This window comes from Coleofasciculus sp. H7-1 (assembly GCF_057473865.1).
Map to the genome: position 1 here is coordinate 92597 of NZ_JBYCCT010000056.1, position 23024 is coordinate 115620.

A 23024-nucleotide genomic window follows, 5' to 3' on the forward strand; every position below is an offset into this window, starting at 1 on the left:
TTAATCGTTCCCTGGTCACTGTAGAGGGAGATATCACCGCCATCGCCCTCGACTGACCAAGATTCCACGTTACCTGTGGTAATGTTGCCGAAAGCTTCTAGGGCGATCCATCCTCCGTAGCCTTGAGAGGAAGTTGCATCTAACGCGCCAGTTTGGATCGTTCCCTGGTCACTGTAAATAGAGATATTACCAGCATCTCCACTATTGGAGAAAGAGTTTAAGTCAGCGGTAGTAATATTGCCATTTGCATCAAATGCGATCGCGCCTCCGTCACCACCCACTGAATCTGATCGCACTTGTTGGGTGCCGATCGTTCCTGTATAGCTTGTCAGAGAAATCTCTCCCCCATCGCCATACCCGTTTGAAAAAGCATGAATATAGTTGGTAGTAATGTTGCTACCGGCGGTAAGGGTGATGTTCCCCGGAATGCCTGCATCCAGACCATAAGAGCCTGTGTTGAGAAGACCAGTGGTAATGTTACCCTTGGGGGCAAACAAGTTAATTGAACCCGCATCGTTAGTCTGAGAGTAGGAGAACAAATCTCCAATCTTGAGACTTCCCCCACTGCTAGTAACGGTGATATCACCCCCAATCCCAGAATCATAGGAGCGAGAATCTAAACTGCCCGTGGTAATGTTTCCATTGGCAAACAGGGTAATCTCTCCAGAAAAACCATAATCCGACCAAGTTTGCAAGCTTTTTGTTGTAATTTCTCCAAAAGCTGTCAGCGCGATCGCACCACCATCGCCGTCAAAAGTGGTCGCGTCCAAGATGCCAGTGTTAATGCTTCCTGCGTTACTGGAGAGGGAGATATCCCCGCCATCGCCTTCAACCGACCAAGATTTCAAGTCACCAGTGGTAAGATTGCCAAAAGCCGTCAGCGCGATCGCGCCGCCGTTATCGCTATAAGCGCTAGTATCAAGCTTGCCTGCACTGGTATTTATACTGCCGAGGAAGCTGGTTAGCGTAATCTGACGACCAGAATTGATAATATTGCCAGTCGTGATATTTTGGTTGGCTTGCAGGGTAAGCGTCGCGTTATCATCTCCGGCGAGTGTATAACCTGTCGTGGTTATAGAACCGGAACCTACAGGCGATCGTATGGTAACGGTATCGAAGAAGGTGGTGTTGCCAGCTAAAGTAATCGCACCACTGCTATCTGCCCTTCCGATGATGATTTGAGAAAACCCATTTTCTAAGAAATTGAGTTCGCTGGTGTTTAGATTTAAGCGGTTGTCGTTGACAGTCCCGCCAATGGTAATACCCAAACTGGAAGTCAGAGGCTGCAATTGAAGCGTACCGCTGCCCTTGATTTGCGGGGTGCCAGGATTTGTGGAGTCAATCAAATTAATTTCATTAGCGGCAAGAGTGATATGACCGCTACCCCCAATTCCAGTAGGATTAATGCCGCTGTCTTGTAAGAGAATCCCCGCTGCATCACTCGCACCAGTGCCATTTAGGGTAATCGCCCCTGTCCCAACGGATTCCACGACGCCTTCAGAGATAATGATAATCCCGTAGCTGTCGCTGCCCGTTCCCTTGACAGTGCCGGTTAGGTTAATATTTCCAGCTTGCGATCGCACTCTGCCGCTTGCATAAACAGCGGTTCCATCCTGACTCCCCACCCCAATACCGCTGGTGCCATTTAAGGTAAGATTCCCGCTGTTAGATTGGACAATGGTGCCACTACTGCCGATTGAAATGCCGTCATTGTTGAAACCCGTGCCGTTACTGGTGCCGGTTAGGGTAACGTTCCCCGTCCCAGTGGATTCAATTTTGCTAGCTGTAGATAGCTGAATTCCATGATTGGTAGCGCCAGTTCCGTTACCAATACCCTGAATATTAATATTTCCATTCACCGAACTCACCTTGGAGTTTTGGGTGATTTCTATGCCGTCATTTCCATTTGTCCCACTTCCAACTGAACCCGTCAGGGTAATGCTGCCCGTTCCAGTTGATTGCACTACACTGTTGTTTTGAATTGAAATCCCGTTGCTGGTATTAGTACCAACACCACTAAAAAATCCTGTACCCGTCAGGTTAATATTGCCGCCTTGGACATTAATAATGCTGTTGTTGAGCTGAATGCCATTAGTGTAGGTGGCATTTCCTCGACCAACTCCTGTAAGATTGCCGCCGTTTGTACTAATCGTGGCATTGGTAAGAGCGATCGCGCCGCTACCGTTGGCGTCATTATCAGCAAGAAGGTTCACATTCAACTTGCCACTACTGGAAGCGATCGCTCCATTTAGAATAATGTCGTTGTTAGCTTGTAAAGTAAGAGCGGCATCTCCCCCAGATGTCTTGCTAATAAAAGCATTGCTATTTTGAGTAATATTCCCAGCACCTGAAGAACCAGAAGCAGTTGCCGTGTCGAGGATGACGCTAGTGCCAGTATTTAGGGCAGCATTAATATTGGCAACATCCACCGTATTAGTACCAATCGCACCGCCGCCACTATTCACAATCGTGATATCGGTCGGGTCAATCAGCCAAGTACCACCGATCCCCTGAGGGGCACTTGCATCCGGCGTACTGGTGAGATTGAGAAACTGTTTGCTAGAAGTTTCAATCAACCCACCATTTCCAGAAAAAACGCCTCCTCGCGCCGTCAGTGTCCCGTAAATGCTGGCTGTATCATCTGCAAAGACAATGACTTTTCCACCATTGCCATATTGCAGTGCGTCGGCAGAAATCACCGAGTCGCTACTGACCAGTGTCTGTAAGGCATTTGGCACTTTACCTTGACCCTGATAATCACCGCCAATGAGTACCGCACCGCCGCCATTGGTGCCCGAAGCGTTGATATTGGCACTAATGACACTCGCTTGGTTCCCCAAGACATAGACGGTGCCGCCGGTTTGACCCGATACATTCAGGGTGCCAGAAGCAATGGCAGTACCCGGTTGTGTGCCAATCTCAGCACCAGAAGCGGTCAATCGTACCGTGCCATCGCTATTGACGGTTAATCCCGTGGCATTCGCAATATTTCCGCCCGTTAGCAGCGAAGGCAGGGATAGGGGAGAAAAGGGTAACGCAGCTGTTGCCGAGGTAGGTAGCGGTTGAATTTCTAAACTTAGCGGACTGCCGGGTAGACTCAGACGCACTAACTTCTCACCCGGTACACCTACTACAGCAATTTGCCCCCCAGTCGCCCTCATCTGCCCCGTAGTAACCGCCGTGCCTCCTAACAGGGTTAAATTTCCCGACTCTACTGCCAAATTCCCCGCATTGATAATGCTTCCTGGTTGAGGAGTGTTAAAAATAAACTGGCTGGGCGTTCCGACTAATGTAGCGTAGTCATTGGCACCAATTGCATTAAACCAATTATTGCCAAAACCGATACCCGTGGCAGTGGTGGCGGTAAATGAAGCCGGTACATTCAGACTGGCATGGGAACCAAAAATAATTCCCGCTGGATTCATCAAGAACAGGTTAGAATTTCCTCCCGTGACTTGGATTAAGCCATCGATATAAGAAGCATTCCCACCTGTGACGCGCCCTAAGATATTTTGAATACTAGGGCTAGAAAGGAAGTTAGCAATTTCCCCAGAATTTAGCCCTAGCTGCTCAAAGCTATGGAAAAGATTTGCTTTATCCTTTGAAAGCGAGCCGCCGCTAATGTTAAGGCGGTTCCCATCTGGGGTAACAATTGTGCCGGTGCCGTCAGCCGCTGGGATAATCGGCTGTGCTTGTACTGGTTGAAGCGGGTTAGCGATCGCTGTGAGTGAAAAAATTACCAGTAACAGCCTTATATTTCTAACGGCTGACATATTTACGCATTTGCCCTCTTGCCAATATCACTAAAGTAACATTGACGGATTCAAGTGTTGGGGATGCTGTTATTTGTTTTAGATTGGGATAGCGAACCGACAGGTCGGCGCTTCGCTATCGCCATCTGTAAATAAATAAAATTGTCAGGACTTACGCAAAGCTTATACATATAGAGTTTTGTAGGGGCAATCCCCCTGTGGTTGCCCCCAGATGTGATGATGTTGCGTAAGTCCTGATTGTCTGACACCCAGACCGCTCAATGTTGGGAAGCCAGACAATTTTGTATCTATTGATTGCGGGTTCGAGTCCCTCGTCACCCATCAACAGCTTTTAACGGAAGTTGCCAGGATTCAACCGAGGATTTGATCGCATAGGCACTCCGCCTCTCAGCTGGGTGCCAGTACCGCCGTCAGCTCGATCTAAGAAAGGTCGCAAGTTAACGCTTTGTGACCGACGACTGGAGCGATTCGTGCTACCGCCGAGGGAAGATAAGCCCAAGTTTAATAGATCGTTGAGCATCTGAGCATCTCGACCACCGACAAAGGTATTAACGCCCTCTGTCACCTGTCCGCTGTCAGCAATGCTAATGTTTTGGAAGACGCGATCGCGGATTAACTGCGGATTTTCACCGGGAGGGACAGTCAGCACAATCCGACAATCTGGATTTTTCTGAGTAGTGATGCAAACAACATTGTAGTTATTTTCTACCGATGCCCGCATTTCCTGAAGACCATCGGGTCGATAAGATTCTAATCGGCGACCAATTTCGTTACAACGTCTCTCAGCAGTCCAGCCACCCCCTAAAGGACTGGGATTTGCCCAGGCATAAGCTTGATCGGGTTGGCTCTTCGGGTGATACATCACCGTATACTTACTGTTCGTAAGCTGGCAGGTAAACCGTGGCTTGTTGGCAGTTGTACTATCCTCTGATTCCGTACCTGGGCTAGTCGTGGTAGATGGATTCCCAGACTCGGTGTCTACAACAACATCCTCGTCAGGGGTCTGAGTCGTTTCATCTTCTACCCCTGGCAGTTGCGCTTGCTGAACAGAACCCGCAAAGGCTCCACCGCTATTCACCAGAATCGCTACACTGACAGATAAAGCCATACTTTTGGCAACTAAGGACTTTGCTTCAGAAGCAAACTTGTACAGATGAGGTGACATATCAACAATCCTCCTAGTATATTTTTTGGCTATTGTTAGCATCATTTAAATTAAATGACCTAATTTCACAAATCTTTATAAAGTAGTCTTGGTATCGTATACTACGAAAGACCGACTCTAACTTCTGATTCCCTATAGGAATTAGGATGATAAGTCAGCCAAATAAACGATGTTTTTTGAACAATGTTTTTTGAAAAACGTCAATCAGTGGGTGCTGTTGCTCGTGTATCCAATGTTGCACAAGATACGCCCCTAGAGGCCATAGTGACGGGAAAACCGGATCGAAGTTCCCGTGAAACTTTTGAATCATAAAAAGGAGAAAACAATGTTGTTGGAGGCACAAAAGCCGCTGACAGTTCCAAGAGAATTCCTGGAATCGCCTGCGTCCCTAAGTCCAACGCTCCTGATGTTTCTAACAGCCGTAGCGATGGTTGTGCTATCAAACTTTGGTTATTGGCTCTGGGACTGGCCTCATTGGTGTTGTTTTATCACAAACACGATCGCCTTGCACATTTGTGGAACGGTGATTCACGATGCTTGTCATAATTCTGCCCATCGTAACCGAGTAATCAATGCCATCCTGGGACATGGCAGTGCGCTGATGTTAGTCTTTGCCTTCCCAGTATTTACCAGAGTTCATTTGCAGCATCATGCCCATGTAAATGACCCGGAAAACGATCCAGATCATTACGTTTCTACCGGCGGACCACTGTGGTTAATTCCGGTGCGTTTTTTGTACCACGAAATATTTTTCTTTAAACGGCAGCTGTGGCGAAAATATGAACTTTTGGAATGGTTTTTAAGCCGCTTGTTTGTTGCGACTATTTTCTATATCTCAATTCAGTATCACTTCTTAGGCTACATTCTCAATTTTTGGTTTATCCCTTCTGCCGTGGTGGGATTGGCACTGGGATTGTTTTTTGATTATCTGCCGCATCGCCCTCATCAAGAGCGCGATCGCTGGAAAAATGCCAGAGTTTACCCCAACCCCATGCTCAATTTGCTGATTATGGGGCAAAATTACCACCTCATTCATCATTTGTGGCCTTCCATTCCCTGGTATCACTACCAGAACGCCTATTACGCCACCAAGCCCCTGTTAGATGAAAAAGGCTGTTATCAAACTTTGGGAATCTGGCAAGGAAAAAATTTCTGGAGCTTTTTATATGACGTTTTTTTAGGCATCCGTTTTCACGGCAAATCGTCTAAAAAAATAGAAAATAGCTAATCAATGTCATTAGTGATGAGTCAAGCACTCTTGACTCATCACTAATGACAAAAATATTAGCGATGAAACGACTGAACTGCTGGCTGCGAGGATAAGCTAACCGGAGACAAACTCCAATCTGGTCTTAGGCTTTTAGCTCCCCGCAGATAAGGATGGTAAATTGGTGGGTGGGAAGCTGGCAAATTGACGTGAATTAAGAAGCGGATGCAACGCTCCAGTCCGCCCTCTACGTGCATTTGCTGGACATCGAGCAGAGGAACATTGTCCCAGTGGGGACGAGAGCGAGCGATCGCAGCGGGAAAGATCGCATCCAGATCCCGCGTCACCGAGAACGTGGCACTAATAATTAGATCGGGATGTAGTTGATTGTGTACTTCCAATTCATCGAGTAGTTCCGCTACCACTTCTCGAATCGCCTCAGCCGTGTTTTGTGAGGCAGTTGTTGCCCCGCGAATCGCTCGAACTCGCCACTCCACGCAAGCATCCTCCATTTTATTATTGGGATTTTGAATTTTAGATTTTGGATTTCAGAATCATTTAATCATCTATTATCTAAAATCTAAACTTCTACTAGGGTCGATAAAGCCACAACGGCTGACCACTGGTAGACAGTTCAAATTCTAACCAGTCTATCCCAGCTGATAGACCAGATGCCCCTTGAACCCGGCTCGATACCACGCGATTCCAGAAAGGTTTGCGTTCTTCCAGGGTGTAACACTTAGTTTTTTCGGGATCGAGACCGACCAGTTCCGCTGCCCAACGGCGGGCATCTTCCTCAGTACCGAGTCGGTCAACAATACCCAGTTCTAAAGCTTGTTGACCTGTGAAAATGCGACCATCGGCAAAACTTTTAACAGTTTCCGTCGTCAGCTTCCTTGCCTCAGCAACCGTTTGCACAAATTGCTGATAACTGATGTCAATCAAGTCTTGGAGAATATTCTTTTCCGGCTCGGTGAGTTCGCGGTCAAAAGCCAGAATATCTTTATAGGGACCGGATTTGATCACTTTGAAAGAAACGCCTATCTTTTCTAGCAAGCGCTCCAGGTTGTTTCCTCGTATAATCACGCCGATACTGCCGGTAATTGTGCCTGGATTGGCAACAATGTGTTCGGCTCCCATACCGATGTAGACTCCCCCAGATGCGGAGATATTGCCAAAGCTGGCAACAATTTTCACCTTTTTTTGCAGGCGATTAAGAGCTGCATAGATTTCTTGGGAATCCCCGACCGTACCACCAGGACTATCAATGCGTAGCAGTAAAGCTGGAAACTTTCGTTCTTCAACCGTTTTCAGGCTTTCTAGAACTTGTTTTCGGGTAGTACTGCCAATCGCACCAGTCACTTCAATCCGAGCAATTTGTTTACGAAACTTAGGCTGAAAAGGCCAGATCATGAGCAGGCAAGCAATGAATCGTGAATGAATGAGCGAATTAGAGAAGGAAGCAAATCCTGCAAACCAGTAAGTGTTTCCATAGAAATGCTGAGCCTTTCTCTAGTTTGCACGATCCGCATCGGTTTCGCTGGGTTGCCGGTGAAGCCTGAAGGCTTACCAGAAAGAAGGTTTTCCATAGCTCCCCGAATTTAACGGGTACTTACAGGTAAAAACTTACCCTTTTGTCGGCATCCCAACAATTTGCCAAAGCGCCTTAACAGAACTACATATTAAGTACAATTGAGGAAATAAACGCGCAACCAGCCAGAAAAAGAGCAAGAAACCGGAAAATTTTTAAGAAATCCGGTTGCGGCTAAGTTCTAAATTGTAGATTCTTGCTTGCACCTCCTAGAAGGGCAACTCGCGATGACTTGCCCCTTACAGAAGTGGTGACTTGGCTCTGTTATGTACGCCCACAAAGGACTTTTATGCAGCTAAAACTCACAGAATCCAAAATTCCGTTGGCACCCTTGCTGCTGATTGCCCCCTTTTTCTTGTGGGGAACGGCGATGGTAGCAATGAAGGGTGTTATCCCAAACACGACGCCCCTGTTTATGGCTGGTATCCGGTTGGTGCCTGCCGGGGTATTGGTATTGCTGGCTGCCTTTTTGATGGGGAAACCTCAACCCAAAGGCGTTCGGGCGTGGCTGTGGATTAGCTTGTTTGCCTTGGTTGATGGCGCTTTGTTTCAAGGCTTTTTAGCCTTTGGGTTAGTGCGAACGGGTGCGGGGTTGGGTTCGGTGATGATTGATTCTCAACCCCTGGCAGTGGCTTTGCTGTCGTGTTGGTTGTTTGGAGAAACGATTGGTGTGTGGGGCTGGCTGGGATTGGCATTAGGAGTGCTGGGGATTAGTTTGATTGGCTTGCCGGATGATTGGATTATCAATCTCTTACACGGCAGCGCGATCGCTGGCTCGTTTAGCTTCACGCACTTGTTTGAAAGTGGGGAATGGCTGATGCTGCTGGCGGCGCTGTCGATGGCTGTAGGAACGGTGCTGATTCGCTTCGTTTGCCAGTATGCCGATCCGGTGGTGGCGACTGGCTGGCACATGATTTTGGGCGGATTGCCTTTGTTTGCGCTCTCCCGATTGTGGGAATCCGACCAGTGGGTGCATCTGAATTCGGCTGGATGGATAGCGTTGAGCTACGCAGCCGTATTTGGCAGCGCGATCGCTTATGGTTTATTCTTCTACTTTGCCTCAACAAGCAATCTCACCAGTCTCAGTTCCCTCACCTTTTTGACACCCGTGTTTGCCCTCTTGTTTGGCAATCTGCTTTTGGCTGAAGTTCTCAGCCCTCTTCAATGGCTGGGAGTTAGTCTAACCCTTGTCAGTATCTATCTAATTAATCAGCGCCAGAAGATAGCCGAACAGCTGCGATCGCTAAGCGGGCGCTTCGGGCGACCCTCTACATCTGTGGAAACAAGGGTGACAGAAACAGAAAGCAAAACCGAGCAAATTTCCCTCTTAGAGCCATCCGAGCCATTACCCTATCAATCGCTGCCGATACCAGCGAAAGAAGCCGAAGCCGAGATTTGGCAAAATCAGTAGAAATGAATAGGATGACAGACAAGCTTTGCCGCTAAGATTGACTAGCAAGTTGAAACTTTCTGCTATGATCGGCGCAATATTCACACTTGCTCCCAGAGCCGCTCGCCCAAAAAATCTGGATGAAAAGCTCGCTAACTATTTAGAACTAATAACTTCATGCTGGTACTGGAAGCTAAGCAAAAAATTATTAGCAAAGGATCTTGTCTGGTTGTATTCACTTAGACAGGTTTCCCTACAACTATGCTCTACCGCTCCACATTGCTTCTAGTTACCTGGGTTATCTGTCTGGGCTTTACCCCCAGTTCCGGCAAGAATTCCACAAGATTGCCGCCAGCGATCGCTACTTCCGCCCCCAGTTTGCCCATCTCTCTAGAACTGGCTCAGGCGAGTTCCCCAGCCGCTAAAAACGATTTGCCCCTTCTCAAAGTAGGCTCTCAAGGCTTTGAAGTCGCAGAACTACAAAAGTCACTGAAGAGTTTGGGACACTACAACGGGCCAGTTGATGGCGTTTATGGGCGAACGACAGCAATTGCCGTCTCTAAATTTCAAACATCTGCCGGTTTAACGCCTGACGGAGTTGCTGGTTCCACGACTCAAGAGCGCCTTCAGGCAGCCGAAGCCGCCAAATCACACAGCCCTCCCACCCCAAAACCCCAGGCGGCTAAACCGAGTTCTGGGGCGAATCGGCTCTGGTGGTTATTAGGCTTAGCGGCAGCATCTGCTGGGGTAGGGTTAGGAGTTTACTTCTTACTGAAATGGTTAGGAAATCTCAACAGGGAGGAGGAGCCGGAGTCTGGAGCTGAGGAACTATCGGATGAAAGAAGCTACGAAGACCCTGAAGATGCCAATCATCCCACAGACATCCATACTCACTCGATAGAAAACGAAAATGGCAATAACGGCTATCATGCCTCTGCTTTAACCCTTTCAGAAACCAGCAATTTAGAAAAAAGCAATTTAGACGAGAGAAAAACCCCACAAAAGCCGACAGAAGCGGTGAGCGTTGCAAAGCCGTTAGCGCATCTGCAAAGCAACGAGGCAAAAGCAGTGGAAGAAACCACTCGCCTCCCCAAAATTGACATTGTTAATGAATTAATTAAAGATTTACAGGGAGCCGATCCTACAAAACGCCGCAAAGCGATCTGGGAGCTGGCACAATGCGGCGACTCAAGAGCAGTTCAGCCATTGGTGGATCTGATGCTCGACTCGGATTCTCAGCAGCGCGGCTTAATCTTAGAGGCTTTGTCGCAAATTGGCACCCGCACCCTCAAACCCATGAACCGGGCACTCGCTATCTCGTTGCAAGATGAAAACGCTGATGTTCGCAAAAATGCAATTCGGGATTTGACGAGAATTTATGACACGATCGGTCAAGTCAGCCAGTTATTGCGTCACGCTGCTGAAGATCGGGATTCCGAGGTTCAGGAAACAGCGCGGTGGGCGATAGGGCAGTTAAATCGGCTTCGCTTGAATCCTGGCATTGATAATAATTTGCCAGCTTTACCAAATTCTCCGAATTCCTCTAATAATCCGCCAGAGGAATCAGAGAAGTGATAAGTCAGCGTCTTTACAAGTAAAAGTTCATCGTTAATCATCTAGAGTCAAAAGTTGTCCATCTTGCATCGTCCATTGAAACTGTTGTTGCTCTCAACCTCGGTGGGCGCTCTCGGCACGGGGTTGGGGGGTGGCGTAGAACTAACGCTGCTTAACGTTGCCCAAGAGATGCTCCGGCGGGGACATACCCTAAAAATTGTGGCTCCCCAAGGGTCTGTGCTAGGAGATATCCCAATTGTCGAGATGGCTGGAGAACTCCAGACAACGGCTCAGACTCAAGGACGGAGTGCCCCGATTGTCATGCCGGAGAATTCGGTGCTGGGCAATATGTGGGATTATGCGCGGCAAGTCCAAGCTGACTACGATCTGATTTTCAACATTGCCTATGATTGGCTACCGTTCTATCTAACGCCATTTTTTAACCGAGCGATCGCTCATTTCGTTAGTATGGGTTCTCTCTCGGCAGCGATGGATCGCATCGTGGAACAGATTGCCGTCCAGTTTCCCGGTACGGTTGGCGTCTACACATTGACACAGGCAGAAACTTTTCCCAGTCCGTCGCAATATCGGATTCTCGGAAGTGGTCTGGATTTATCGCTTTATCAATTTTGCAAGGAACCTTCCTCCGGCTTGGCTTGGGTGGGTCGGATTGCCCCAGAAAAAGGTCTAGAAGATGCCGTCGCCGCTGCCAAAATTACCGGGATTCCCCTAAAAATTCTCGGCAAAATGCAAGATGACGCATATTGGGGGCAAATTTGTCAAGATTATCCGGATGCTCCTGTAGAATATGCGGGATTTTTCTCAACATCCGAACTGCAACAGCATCTGGGCAAGTGTCGGGCGTTGTTGATGACGCCTCGTTGGGTGGAAGCGTTTGGCAATGTGGTGATTGAGGCGCTTGCTTGTGGAGTGCCAGTCATTTCTTATTCCAGAGGGGGTCCCACTGAAATTATTCAGGATGGGAAGACGGGCTTTTTGGTGGAACCGGATAGCGTGGAGGGGTTGGTAGAGGCAATTGGACGCATAGATAAAATTGACCGCTATACTTGCCGCCAACAAGCCGAAGCAGAATATTCCCTGGAAGCATTGGGCGATCGCATGGAAGAATGGTTTCGGGATATCTTGCATCATTAAAAATTAAACCAGAAGAATTTTGGATTTTTCCTCAAGCCAACTACCACCGCCTTTGCAAACTGGCGATTTGCTGCGAGTCATTGCTCCCAGTGGTGCCTTGCGAGAACGGGAAGCGTTCCACAAAGGTGTGGAAATATGGCGGCGGCGCGGCTATCAAGTCGAAATTAGCAGCGGTGTTGAGGAACGATGGGGCTACCTTGCGGGTACCGATGAAAGCCGCCGTCAACACCTGGCAGACGCTTGGAAAAACCCTGAATGTAAAGGCATTCTCTGTGCCAGAGGCGGTTACGGTAGCGCCCGCTTACTAGAAGATTGGTCTTGGCAGGGTGGGAAACAGAAAATAGTAGATTTTTCACACAGCACTCCCAAGTGGCTAATTGGCTTTTCTGATGCCACTGGCTTGCTGTGGAGCCTCGGTAAAGTTGGCATTGCAGGCGTTCATGGCCCCTTGCTAACTACCCTGGCAGCGGAGCCAGAGTGGTCGATTCAGCGGCTTTTTGACTGCGTAGAAGGTCGTCCCCTGGAACCCTTGCAAGGAGTCGGCTGGGGCGGCGGTAAGGTCAGCGGCATCTTAATACCCGGCAATCTGACCGTAGCTACGCATTTTCTCAACACGCCCGTACAACCCCAGCTAGCGGGCGTCATTCTCGCGTTGGAAGATGTGACTGAGGCTCCCTACCGGATTGACAGACTGTTAACGCATTGGCGGATGACAGGTGCTTTTGAGAACATCAAAGGCATTGCCTTGGGGCGCTTTAGTCGCTGCGAGGCTCCACCGAACATTTCTAGCTTAACGGTGGAAGAAGTATTGCGCGATCGCTTAGGACATCTTGGCATTCCCATTGTCTCCGATCTTCCCTTTGGTCACGATGGCCCTAATGCAGCTTTACCTTTAGGAATCCCCGCTCAGTTAGATGCAGATCGCGGCAGTTTGAGTTTATCCTCTACCCAGTAAGAATCCTTAGGCGCTTCTAGATTGCATCAGTTGAGCAGGCATTTTGAACCGGCTTGAAAAGTTTGAGGTGCCTGTGCGCTGGGAACTATGGATGGATATCATCTGTCCACACAGAAGGAAGCAGTTCTTGTTTGTAGGGTCTACCATGATGGGTCGTAAGTTTGTCAATACGGTTGCGGCGAGTGTCGCGATCGCTGGGATGATGTTTACAGGGATTTCTGATATCGCTGGAGCAGCAACCGCACTAAAAAATGGTGAAAATGTTAATGGGTTCATCCGTACCAACTCTCCCAGCTTCACCTTTAAAAACCTATCTCTAAGGGGTACTCCTGTCCAGAGAGCGTATGGTGAAGAATTCCTGATTAACGCCAAGCAAGGCGATGCAATCGTTGCCGCTGTTGATGTAGAAGACGGTAGTACTCTTTTGCCTATCCTAGTTCTAGTTTCCTCACAGAGTGGGGCGCAGGTTGCCTACGATGACCGTTCGGGTTTGCTGCGGTATCGAGTACCGAAGACTGGAGAATATAAACTTCGCGTGTTGGGTAAGAACAACACTAGGGGGAGGTACACGCTTTCAATTTCCGGGATTAGCCAGACGACAACTTCTCAAAATCCACCGGCTCAAACTCCCTCCGGTCAAAAAGATGCGCGACAAAAATTTCTAGAAGATGAATATGGATTGAGAGTGTTAGAAAACTGTCCGGCGGTAAGGAGTAATGTTGTTGTTGTCACCTTCCCCGAATACGGTCAAACCTATACCTACTGCGCCAATCCTAACCGCAATATTAAGGCAGGCGAATATCGGTATGACGTTAGCAGCAATGAGATCAAGCTTGGGGGTGCTGTTGCCCAAAATCCACCGGCTCAAACCCCGGCTCAAACAGATCCCCGGAAACAAGTTCTGCTCAATGAGTATGGGTTGAGGGTTCTGGATACCTGTCCTGAAGTAAAAACTTCTTTAGTCGTGGTCACGTTTACCGAATACGGTCAAACGTACAATTACTGTGCCAATCCCAACCGCCTTGTCAAAGCCGGAGAGTACACCTTTGACATTAGCAGTGGTGACTTAAAGCCGAAAACAACGACTGCCCAAAATCCTGCTCAACCTACAGCTAACGATCAAAGAAGCCAACTGCTGCGAAATGAGTATGGCTTGACGGTTTTGGATAGCTGTCCTCCGACAAGGAATTCTTTGGTGGTAGTGAACTTTACCGAAGCGGGTCAAACGTACACTTACTGCGCCAAGCCCAACCGCGTTTTCAAGGCGGGAGAATACACCTATAACCCCACCACTCGCGACTTAGAAACGGCTAAGAAACCGACGCGATGCACCGTTGAAATTAGTGGCATCTGCATTGTCAAATAACATCAACAGGTAGTTAAAAAAGCCCGCAGCAGAGAAACCCGGTTGATTCAACAAGCCGGGTTTTTCGCGTGTAGGATGGCACTTGGCAAGCTGACTACTGCTAGGGAGACGGAGATTCCGCGTCTCTAGCAGTTGATACCCTATCTGGAGGAGTTTAGAGTGGAATGCCTCTCTTGCGGGCAAACTCACAGAAGCGATCGCAAAACCAAACAAGGGGAATCCGACAATGATAAGCTAAACAAATGCCTTTAAAAAAGTCTTTAGGTGAAGTGTAGATGACCGTTGCAACCCAAGTTCCGTATCTGCTGAGGGCAGCTCGTGGTGAAGTTTTAGACCGTCCGCCAGTGTGGATGATGCGGCAAGCGGGTAGATATATGAAAGCTTATCGAGATTTAAGAGATAAGTATCCTGCGTTCCGCGATCGCTCGGAAAAAGTAGAACTGGCAATCGAAATCTCCCTGCAACCGTTTCGCGCCTTTGAGCCAGATGGGGTAATTTTATTTTCTGATATTTTAACTCCGTTGCCGGGACTCGGCATTCCCTTTGATATCATCGAAAGCCGAGGGCCAGTAATCGATCCGCCCATCCGCAGCCAGGAGCAAATTGATAAACTGCATCCTCTAGAACCTGGGGAATCTCTGCCTTTTATCCGGGAAATTTTGCAAACATTGCGGCAAGAAGTCGGCAATAAAGCAACTGTCTTGGGTTTTGTGGGTGCCCCTTGGACGCTGGCAGCGTATGCGATTGAGGGCAAAAGCTCGAAAGACTACGCAATTATTAAGAGTATGGCTTTTTCAGAGCCAACGATGCTGCATCAATTTTTGGGTAAATTGGCGGATGCGATCGCGACCTACGTCCGCTACCAAATTGATAGCGGTGCCCAAGTCGTTCAAATGTTCGATTCTTGGGCAGGGCAACTAAGTCCTCAAGATTACGAGACATTTGCCCTACCGTATCAGCAGCAAGTTTTCAAACAGGTAAAAGCGACTCATCCGGATACTCCCCTGATTCTGTACATCAATGGCAGTGCAGGCATTCTGGAGAGGATGGCACAATCCGGCGCGGATATCGTCAGCGTAGATTGGACGGTGGACATGGCAGAGGCAAGGACAAGACTTGGCTCAAACATCGGTGTACAGGGAAATATGGACCCGTGTGCCTTATTTGGCTCAAAAGAGTTCATCCGCGATCGCATTTATGACACGATTCGCAAAGCCGGAAACAAAGGTCATATCATGAATCTCGGTCATGGTGTTTTACCCAGTACCCCGGAAGAAAACGTGGCTTTCTTCTTTGAAACTGCCAAATCAGTCAAAAATCATTAGTCATTGGTCATTAGACTAAAGACCGATCATTCTTGACTAAGGACGAATGACCAACCCTTATGAACCCCAAGCGGATTTTGGTAACTGGTGCGAGTGGCTGCATTGGTCACTACATTAGCGAAAGCCTGATTCAAGAAACCGAACACGAGTTGTATCTGCTAGTCAGAAACCCAGACAAAATAGGATTTGACTATCAATCTCGACCGGGCATCACCATTGTGAAAGCTGATCTGCGAGACATTGAACGAGTGGGAAATCTACTCAAGACAATGGATATCGCTATTCTAGCCGCAACCGCTTGGGGCGGCTCCCAAGCGGTGTTTGACGTGAATGTCATCAAAACCATTCGGTTGCTAAACTTGCTCGATCCCTCAGTGTGCAAGCAAGTAATTTACTTTTCTACCGCCAGTATCCTCGGTCGCAACAACGAATTATTAAAAGAAGCGGGAGAACTAGGAACAGACTACATTCGTTCTAAGTATGACTGCTTGCAGCGCTTATCGAAATTAGCGATCGCACCCCGCATCATCACCCTTTTTCCCACCTTGGTCCTCGGAGGAGATGCCAATAAACCATACTCCCATCTCTCTTCAGGATTGCCAGGAGTAGCAAAGTGGATTGACCTGATTCGCTTTTTCAAAGCCGACGGCAGTTTCCACTTCATGCACGGGCGAGATATTGCCCAAGTGGTACGATCCTTGATCGAGCATCCCCCCGACCCCTCGGAACCTCGACAGCTGGTTTTGGGTCAAGCACCCATGACGGTCAACGAAGCCGTAGAAGAAGTTTGTACTTATTTGGACAAAAAAATTTATTTTCGCGTGCCCCTATCTCCCTGGCTAGCTGATTTCTTCATCCTCTTGTTCCGAATTCAGATGGCACCTTGGGATCGGTTCTGCTTGCGCTACCGTCATTTTACCTACCAAGATCCCGTCAACCCCGCTACCCTTGGTCTGCCGAATTACTGCGCCACATTCAGCGATGTGCTGAAAATAAGCGGGGTTCACAGAAAACAGCTTACAGCTAAGAACGAGTAGACATTAGATTTAAAAGAAGGTTGTTTTAACGCAAAGGTACGCAGAGGTTAGCGCTCTCGTTACGCCAAGGAGGTTAGAGGCTTTCTTCAGAAGAGTTTTTTATAGATATCAAGACAGCTTGCTTATTCTCTGCCTCTCTTTGCGTCACCCTTGGCGTAACGAGAGCGTTAAAAAAGCTATATTAACCAAAGCTTGCCGGATTCAGCTAGGCTCGTGTGTTATGTATTAGCTAATAGTTTAAATTTCAAAAGGTGTGAGGTTTTAGATTCAATGAAAGTTTTATTACTTTATCCCCTGTTTCCCAAAACTTTTTGGTCTTTTGAGAAAGTCCTGGAATTAGTTAATCGCAAGGTTTTATTGCCGCCGCTGGGTTTAGTAACAGTTGCCGCAATTTTGCCTCAAGAATGGGAATTCAAGCTGGTGGATCGAAACGTTCGCCCCGTCACAGAAGACGAGTGGGAGTGGGCAGATTTGGTCATTCTCTCCGCGATGATTGTCCAGAAAGAGGATTTAGTTGACCAAATTCGAGAAGCCAAGCGGCGCGGTAAAGCGGTTGCTGTAGGTGGTCCTTATCCGACTTCTGTGCCTGATGAAGCCACCAATGCCGGTGCAGATTATCTGATTTTGGATGAAGGGGAAATCACCCTGCCGATGTTCATGGAAGCGATCGCGCGAGGTGACAAGGGTGGGATTTTCCGATCGGACGGGGAAAAACCTGATGTGACGACAACTCCCGTTCCCCGTTTCGATTTGCTGGAGTTTGATGCTTACGATACGATGTCGGTGCAGTTTTCGCGGGGTTGTCCTTTCCAGTGCGAATTTTGCGACATTATTGTTTTGTATGGTCGCAAACCCCGGACGAAGGCACCGGAACAGCTATTAGCCGAGTTGGAGTGTCTCTATAAATTGGGGTGGCGTCGCAGCGTGTTCATGGTGGATGATAACTTCATCGGCAATAAGCGCAATGTTAAGTTATTTCTCAAAGAATTAAAAACCTGGCAAGCGGAACACCAGTATCGCTTCAGCTTTAACACTGAAGCCTCGGTTGACTTGGCGCAAGACCAAGAACTGATGGATTTAATGGTGGAGTGCAATTTTAATGCGGTGTTTCTGGGGATTGAAACGCCGGATGAAGCCAGTTTGCAGATGACTAAGAAGTTTCAAAATAACCGAACTTCGCTCGTTGACTCGGTACAAACCATCACGCGGGCGGGCTTGCGGGTGATGGCTGGGTTTATCATTGGCTTTGATGGAGAAAAATCAGGCGCAGGCGATCGCATTGTCCGGTTTGCCGAACAAACTGCGATTCCGACTACCATTTTCGGAATGTTGCAAGCTTTACCCCACACTGCCCTCTGGTTCCGCCTAGAAAAAGAGGGGCGATTGCTGGATAGCTCATCGGGCAACCAGTTCAATGTGATGAATTTTATCCCTACCCGACCCGTAGAAGAGATTACCAGGGAATACATCAACGCCTTCTGGGAGTTGTACGATGCTGAAAAGTTTTTGGATCGGACTTACCGCCATTTTCTAATGCTGGGCGCACCGAAAGTAAAGGTTCCGTTTCAAATGCCTGGTCTGATGGAGTTGAAGGCTTTGGCAATTGTGGTGTGGCGACAAGGCTTCAAACGCCACACTCGCTGGAAGTTCTGGCACCACCTGTTTAGTATCTTCAAACGCAACCCTGGTGTTTGGGATCATTACCTCACCGTCTGTGCCCACAACGAGCATTTTCTCGAATATCGCCAGATTGTCCGCGACCAAATTGAGGTGCAGTTAGCTGAATATCTAGCACAACAATCGAAACAGAAAGCTAAAGTTTCCTCTGTGAAAAGCAGTGTCGGAGCGAGTGCGTGATATCAAGTGGGTAATGGGTGATGGGTAATTTTTTACCCATTCCCCATTACCTATCATCAATTACCAATTAAGCGTGAGGATTGACATTTCATGCGAGTTTTACTTCTATATCCGCTATTTCCTAAAAGTTTTTGGTCTTTTGAGAAAACTTTGGCTTTGTTAAATCGTAAGGCAATGTTACCGCCTTTGGGTTTAGTGACGGTTGCCGCAATTTTGCCCCAAGAGTGGGAGTTTAAGCTAGTAGATCGAAATGTTACCCAAATAACTGAAGCTGAATGGGCGTGGGCAGATATAGTAATTCTTTCGGCGATGATTGTCCAGAAAGAAGATTTGCTAGATCAAATCAAAGAAGCAAAGCAAAGGGGTAAGTTAGTTGCAGTCGGTGGCCCTTATCCCACTGCTTTACCTCAAGAAGTACAATCAGTAGGCGCAGATTATTTGATTTTGGATGAAGGGGAAATCACCCTGCCGATGTTTGTGGAGGCGGTGCAACGTGGCGAAACTTCGGGAACTTTTCGGTCGGGAGGAGAGAAGCCGGATGTTAGTTTCACACCAGTTCCCCGTTTTGATTTACTAGATTTTGATGCCTATTCGGAAATGTCTGTGCAGTTTTCGCGGGGATGTCCATTTCAATGCGAATTCTGCGACATTATTGTCCTTTACGGGCGCAAACCGCGCACGAAAACGCCATCCCAATTACTAACAGAATTAGAACGCCTTTATGAGTTGGGTTGGCGACGCAGCATTTTTATGGTAGATGACAATTTTATTGGGAATAAGCGGAATGTAAAGTTATTCCTGAAAGAGTTGCAACCGTGGATGGTGGAACACCAGTATCCTTTCTCTTTTGCTACGGAAGCATCAGTGGATTTGGCAAAAGATCAAGAATTGATGGATATGATGGTTCAGTGTAATTTTGGGGCGGTGTTCTTAGGAATTGAAACACCCGATGAGGAGAGTTTAGCACTGACTCAGAAGTTTCAAAATACGCGAGATTCTTTGAGTGATTCCGTTCAGGCGATCGCGCGATCGGGATTGCGGGTGATGGCTGGGTTTATCGTAGGCTTTGATGGAGAAAAACCCGGTGCAGGCGATCGCATTGTCCAGTTTGTCGAGAAAACGGCAATTCCCACCGCTGTATTTAGTATGTTGCAAGCTTTACCCGATACAGCCCTTTGGCATCGGTTAAAGAAAGAAGGACGGATGCGAGGCGAATCCGGTAACCTCAATCAAACTACATTGATGAACTTTGTGCCCACACGTCCCCTAGAAGAGATTGCCCGCGAATACATCGATGCATTTTGGACATTGTACGATCCGGAGCGTTTTCTAGACCGCACTTACCGTCACTTTCGCATATTAGGAGAAGCAACGTATCCGAATAAGGGCAAACGTGCGAAGAAGAAAATAGATTTGGTTGTGATTCGAGCATTATTAATCATTTGTTGGCGACAAGGTGTGCTTCGTAAAACTCGCTGGCAGTTTTGGCGCAACTTGTTTAGTATGTATCGGCACAATCGAGGTGGAATCAGCAGTTATTTAGCAGTTTGCGCTCAAATCGAGCATTTTGTAGAGTATCGCCAGATTGTCAAGGAGCAAATCGAGGCGCAGTTGGCAGAGTTTATGGCAGAAGACGCGATCCAACAGCCACAAGAGGTGAAAACCCCAGTGAATGCGTAGGACGGATACCGACGCCCTTTTGTAAGGCTACACATCAGATCCTCGAAACCCCCTTTTTAAGTCAGTATCTTAAAAAAAGGGGGTTTCGAGAATTAAGAGGAAAAATTGACTTTATTCAATACAAGGCTCATCTATAATCGGGGCTGGTAGTGGAAATTCCTCTCCTCGCAGGTAGGCGTCAAATTGTTCGTCAAAACGGCTCCAACTGGTGGCAATCGAACGCTGGATTCTACAGGTTGGAGCTTCGCGGAATAAAGGCATCCGATGTTCGATTTGTTCTTTGAGCGCTAAAGGTATCTCTTCAAATACATCAGTTTTGGTACCAGTGTAATTTAAGACTAAAAAGCCGGGTTTTCCCTTCATTTTCATCCACGGTTCCCACGGCCCCATGCGATAATAAGAAAGTGTGACAGCGCGATTGTCGCTGGCGCTGAGGGGTTCATCAGATAGCATTTTTGTCGGAAAAATGAATTTGTAGGAATCCGACGATTGGACATATTTTTCTGGCGAATAATCTGCAAACTTGGGGTTAGTTGCTAACGGGTTAGGCAGTTTCATATTGAAATCTAATGAAACTGAGGAGATTGCTGGAGTTATTTGAGCGTCTATCTGTTGCGGAATCTGGAACTCCTGGTAGTCATAAGAACGGTGCATAATATTCAGCGTTTCACCTGACCAGGGATTTTTCCAACTTTTTAGAATTTCTCCTGTTTTGGGATCGAGATAGAGTGTAATTTTACGACTTACAAGCGTCCAGCGGGATGTTGAATTATCTTGAATGCAGCGCGAGATATCAACGCCCAGGAAATCAAACAGATGAACAGGTTCATCATTATCTATAGGATGAGCATACATAGCACCCGTAGCCGGAAAATAGTGAGTTTTACTGTCACTGCTACAGCGTACCTTGACAAACTGCTCATCGGTAATTGTTGATTTCTTTAAAGTCATATTTTGTACCTTTTCTCCAAACTATAGATTCAGCCAAGTATGAATACTTAGCTAACGATTTCTCGCCCTCCTGTTGATATCTTGATTCGGTCTTGCTGACGCTGCTGAATCTGTTCTAGACTGCCGGTAGGAATGGCGGCAATTAACTGGCGAGTGTATTCTTGCTTCGGTTCGCGGTAGAGATTTTCAGCGGAGCCAATTTCTTCGATTTTGCCCCGATTCATGACCATGATGCGATCGCTCATAAATTTCACCACACTCAAGTCATGGGAAATAAAGATGTAAGTTAAGCCAAATTCGTTTTGTACTTCTTTGAGCAAATTCAGCACTTGCGCCTGTACGGAGACATCTAGCGCCGAAACAGATTCGTCGCAGATGATGAATTTGGGATTGAGTGCCAAAGCACGAGCAATACAAACCCGCTGGCGCTGTCCGCCAGAAAACTCGTGAGGATAGCGATTCATCCAGGCAGGATTTAAGCCTACACGCTCTAAGAGATAGGATGCGCGATCGCGTCGTTCCTTCGGATTCTTACCATAGTGATGAATTTGTAGCGGTTCCATCACCGCATCTCCAATTTTTAGACGCGGATCGAGAGAACTAAAGGGATTTTGGAAGACAATTTGCATCTCCCGTCGCAATTGCCGCATTCGCCGATTACTGACATTCGTAATATCTTCCCCTTCAAACTCGATCTGACCGCTCGTCGGTTCGATCAAGCGCAGGATGGTACGAGCTAAGGTACTTTTGCCACAGCCGGATTCTCCCACTAATCCCAGCGTTTCACCAGGATAAACATCAAATGAGATGCCATTCACCGCCATCAAATAGCGTTTGGTTTGACCAAACATTCCCTGGATTGGGAAGCCAACTTGGAGATCGCGGACAGATAGTAGAGCCTTTTGAGTTGTAGAGATGCGATCTATCGCTTCTGAGTTTTGAGTTAAATCCAGAATTTCTTCTGACTCCTGACTCTTGATTCCTGTTTTTTCTCGAATTTCGATTTCGCCGCTGGGTGTTTTCACCACTTCCATAAAGTCAGCGACAGTAGGCAGGTATTTCAACCGGCGGGTGAGGCTGGGGCGACAGGCTAACAAACCTTTGGTATAAGGATGTTGAGGGTTAGAAAAAATTTGCTCGACCGAGCCGTATTCGACAATTTTGCCTTGATACATCACGGCGACAACGTCGGCAATTTCAGCAATCACCCCCAAGTCGTGACCGATAAACATCATCGACATCCCACGGGCGTCCCGTAACTCCCGCAACAGATCCAAAATCGTCGCTTGTACCGTTACATCCAAGGCGGTCGTCGGTTCGTCAGCAATCAACACCGTTGGATTGCAGGAAATTGCCATTGCAATCATCATCCGCTGCAATTGCCCGCCGGAGAGTTCGTGGGGGTAGCGCTCCAGCATTGCCAATTTTTGCTGATTGATCTGCCGATTAATTTCCGCAACGCTATCTCTTCTGGCTTCCGGTCTTTCTTCTAGATAGCGTTGCCGCATCTCTTCGTCGTTAGCGAGGAGTTTGACTTCTTGGAGACGAGCGATCGCTTGCCGCCTCGCCTCGGCAGGTGTTACATTTTGATGCTGACGGATTGCCTCGACTAACTGAAACCCACACGTAAAAACTGGGTTTAAGGAACTCATCGGTTCCTGGAAAATCATGGAAATCTGACCACCCCGATATTTCCGCAGCTCCTCTGCACTCAGATCCCGCAGATTTACTAAAGATCCGCCCCGTTCTTGTGAGTTTTGAAACCAAATTTCACCACCGCTAATCTTCCCCGGACTTGGCACCAAACCGATGACGGCGAGGGAAGTCACCGATTTACCCGATCCCGACTCTCCCACAATGCCCAAAGTCTGCCCGCGACTCAGTTTGAAGGAAATACCATCAACTGCCAGAATTTGCTTTTCATCAGTTAAAAATTGAACTTGCAGGTTGCGGATGTCTAAAACGGTGTCACTCATGGCAGTCAAAGCGAGAAATTTAACTGTATCTTAACAATCGAT

At 47.7% G+C, this 23024-nt stretch carries 16 protein-coding genes; 10 read left to right on the forward strand and 6 right to left on the reverse strand.

The genetic code is table 11. From position 1 onward, the window contains the following. Positions 1-3773 (reverse strand): beta strand repeat-containing protein (locus AC2VDX_RS14375; protein WP_378181902.1); only part of this gene is annotated, 3773 nt, incomplete at its 3' end. A 331-nt stretch (positions 3774-4104) separates the two neighbouring features. Next, the gene (locus AC2VDX_RS14380) at positions 4105-4938 is read right to left on the reverse strand and encodes a COP23 domain-containing protein (RefSeq protein WP_378181905.1); all 834 of its coding nucleotides are present in this window, start codon (positions 4936-4938) and stop codon (positions 4105-4107) included. A gap of 325 nt (positions 4939-5263) precedes the next feature. Here AC2VDX_RS14380 and crtR point away from each other — a divergent pair, with 325 nt between their 5' ends. Continuing rightward, positions 5264-6166, forward strand: a complete 903-nt coding sequence (gene crtR, locus AC2VDX_RS14385; protein ID WP_378181908.1) for a beta-carotene hydroxylase — start codon at positions 5264-5266, stop codon at positions 6164-6166. A 56-nt stretch (positions 6167-6222) separates the two neighbouring features. Here the strand turns inward: crtR and aroH are convergent, their stop codons facing one another. Together aroH and sppA are read right to left on the reverse strand one after the other, a co-directional pair. Then, on the reverse strand, positions 6223-6657 hold the full coding sequence (gene aroH, locus AC2VDX_RS14390; RefSeq protein ID WP_378181911.1) for a chorismate mutase: 435 nt from the start codon (positions 6655-6657) through the stop codon (positions 6223-6225). A 79-nt stretch (positions 6658-6736) separates the two neighbouring features. Next, entirely contained in the window at positions 6737-7558 is an 822-nt protein-coding gene (gene sppA / locus AC2VDX_RS14395; protein WP_378181914.1) for a signal peptide peptidase SppA, read from the reverse strand. Positions 7559-8025: 467 nt separating this feature from the next. Between sppA and AC2VDX_RS14400 the strand changes: the two genes are divergently transcribed. The 9 genes from AC2VDX_RS14400 (at position 8026) to AC2VDX_RS14440 (ending at position 20055) form a co-directional block, all read left to right on the forward strand. Then, positions 8026-9147 (forward strand): DMT family transporter, encoded by a 1122-nt coding sequence (locus AC2VDX_RS14400; protein WP_378181917.1) that lies wholly within the window; start codon positions 8026-8028, stop codon positions 9145-9147. A gap of 240 nt (positions 9148-9387) precedes the next feature. Further along, positions 9388-10701 (forward strand): HEAT repeat domain-containing protein, encoded by a 1314-nt coding sequence (locus AC2VDX_RS14405; protein ID WP_378181920.1) that lies wholly within the window; start codon positions 9388-9390, stop codon positions 10699-10701. Between the two features lie 75 nt (positions 10702-10776). Beyond that, positions 10777-11835: a glycosyltransferase family 4 protein gene (locus tag AC2VDX_RS14410; RefSeq protein ID WP_378181923.1), complete on the forward strand. Its 1059-nt coding sequence runs from the start codon at positions 10777-10779 to the stop codon at positions 11833-11835. A gap of 16 nt (positions 11836-11851) precedes the next feature. Continuing rightward, on the forward strand, positions 11852-12790 hold the full coding sequence (locus tag AC2VDX_RS14415) for a S66 peptidase family protein (RefSeq protein WP_378181962.1): 939 nt from the start codon (positions 11852-11854) through the stop codon (positions 12788-12790). A gap of 43 nt (positions 12791-12833) precedes the next feature. Continuing rightward, complete coding sequence (locus AC2VDX_RS14420) at positions 12834-14156, forward strand: hypothetical protein (RefSeq protein ID WP_378181925.1); 1323 nt, start codon at positions 12834-12836, stop codon at positions 14154-14156. A gap of 275 nt (positions 14157-14431) precedes the next feature. Beyond that, positions 14432-15481: a uroporphyrinogen decarboxylase gene (hemE, locus tag AC2VDX_RS14425; RefSeq protein WP_378181928.1), complete on the forward strand. Its 1050-nt coding sequence runs from the start codon at positions 14432-14434 to the stop codon at positions 15479-15481. 59 nt (positions 15482-15540) lie between these two features. After that, positions 15541-16518, forward strand: a complete 978-nt coding sequence (locus AC2VDX_RS14430) for an NAD-dependent epimerase/dehydratase family protein (protein ID WP_378181931.1) — start codon at positions 15541-15543, stop codon at positions 16516-16518. Positions 16519-16788: 270 nt separating this feature from the next. After that, entirely contained in the window at positions 16789-18375 is a 1587-nt protein-coding gene (locus tag AC2VDX_RS14435) for a B12-binding domain-containing radical SAM protein (protein ID WP_378181934.1), read from the forward strand. A gap of 90 nt (positions 18376-18465) precedes the next feature. After that, positions 18466-20055 carry a B12-binding domain-containing radical SAM protein gene (locus AC2VDX_RS14440; protein WP_378181937.1) on the forward strand — a complete coding sequence of 530 codons (1590 nt, stop codon included), beginning with the start codon at positions 18466-18468 and terminating at the stop codon, positions 20053-20055. Positions 20056-20166: 111 nt separating this feature from the next. Here the strand turns inward: AC2VDX_RS14440 and AC2VDX_RS14445 are convergent, their stop codons facing one another. Both AC2VDX_RS14445 and AC2VDX_RS14450 read right to left on the reverse strand, forming a co-directional pair. Then, positions 20167-21006: a DUF1838 family protein gene (locus AC2VDX_RS14445; RefSeq protein WP_378181940.1), complete on the reverse strand. Its 840-nt coding sequence runs from the start codon at positions 21004-21006 to the stop codon at positions 20167-20169. A 47-nt stretch (positions 21007-21053) separates the two neighbouring features. Continuing rightward, on the reverse strand, positions 21054-22982 hold the full coding sequence (locus tag AC2VDX_RS14450; RefSeq protein WP_378181943.1) for an ABC transporter ATP-binding protein: 1929 nt from the start codon (positions 22980-22982) through the stop codon (positions 21054-21056). Positions 22983-23024 lie beyond the last annotated feature (42 nt).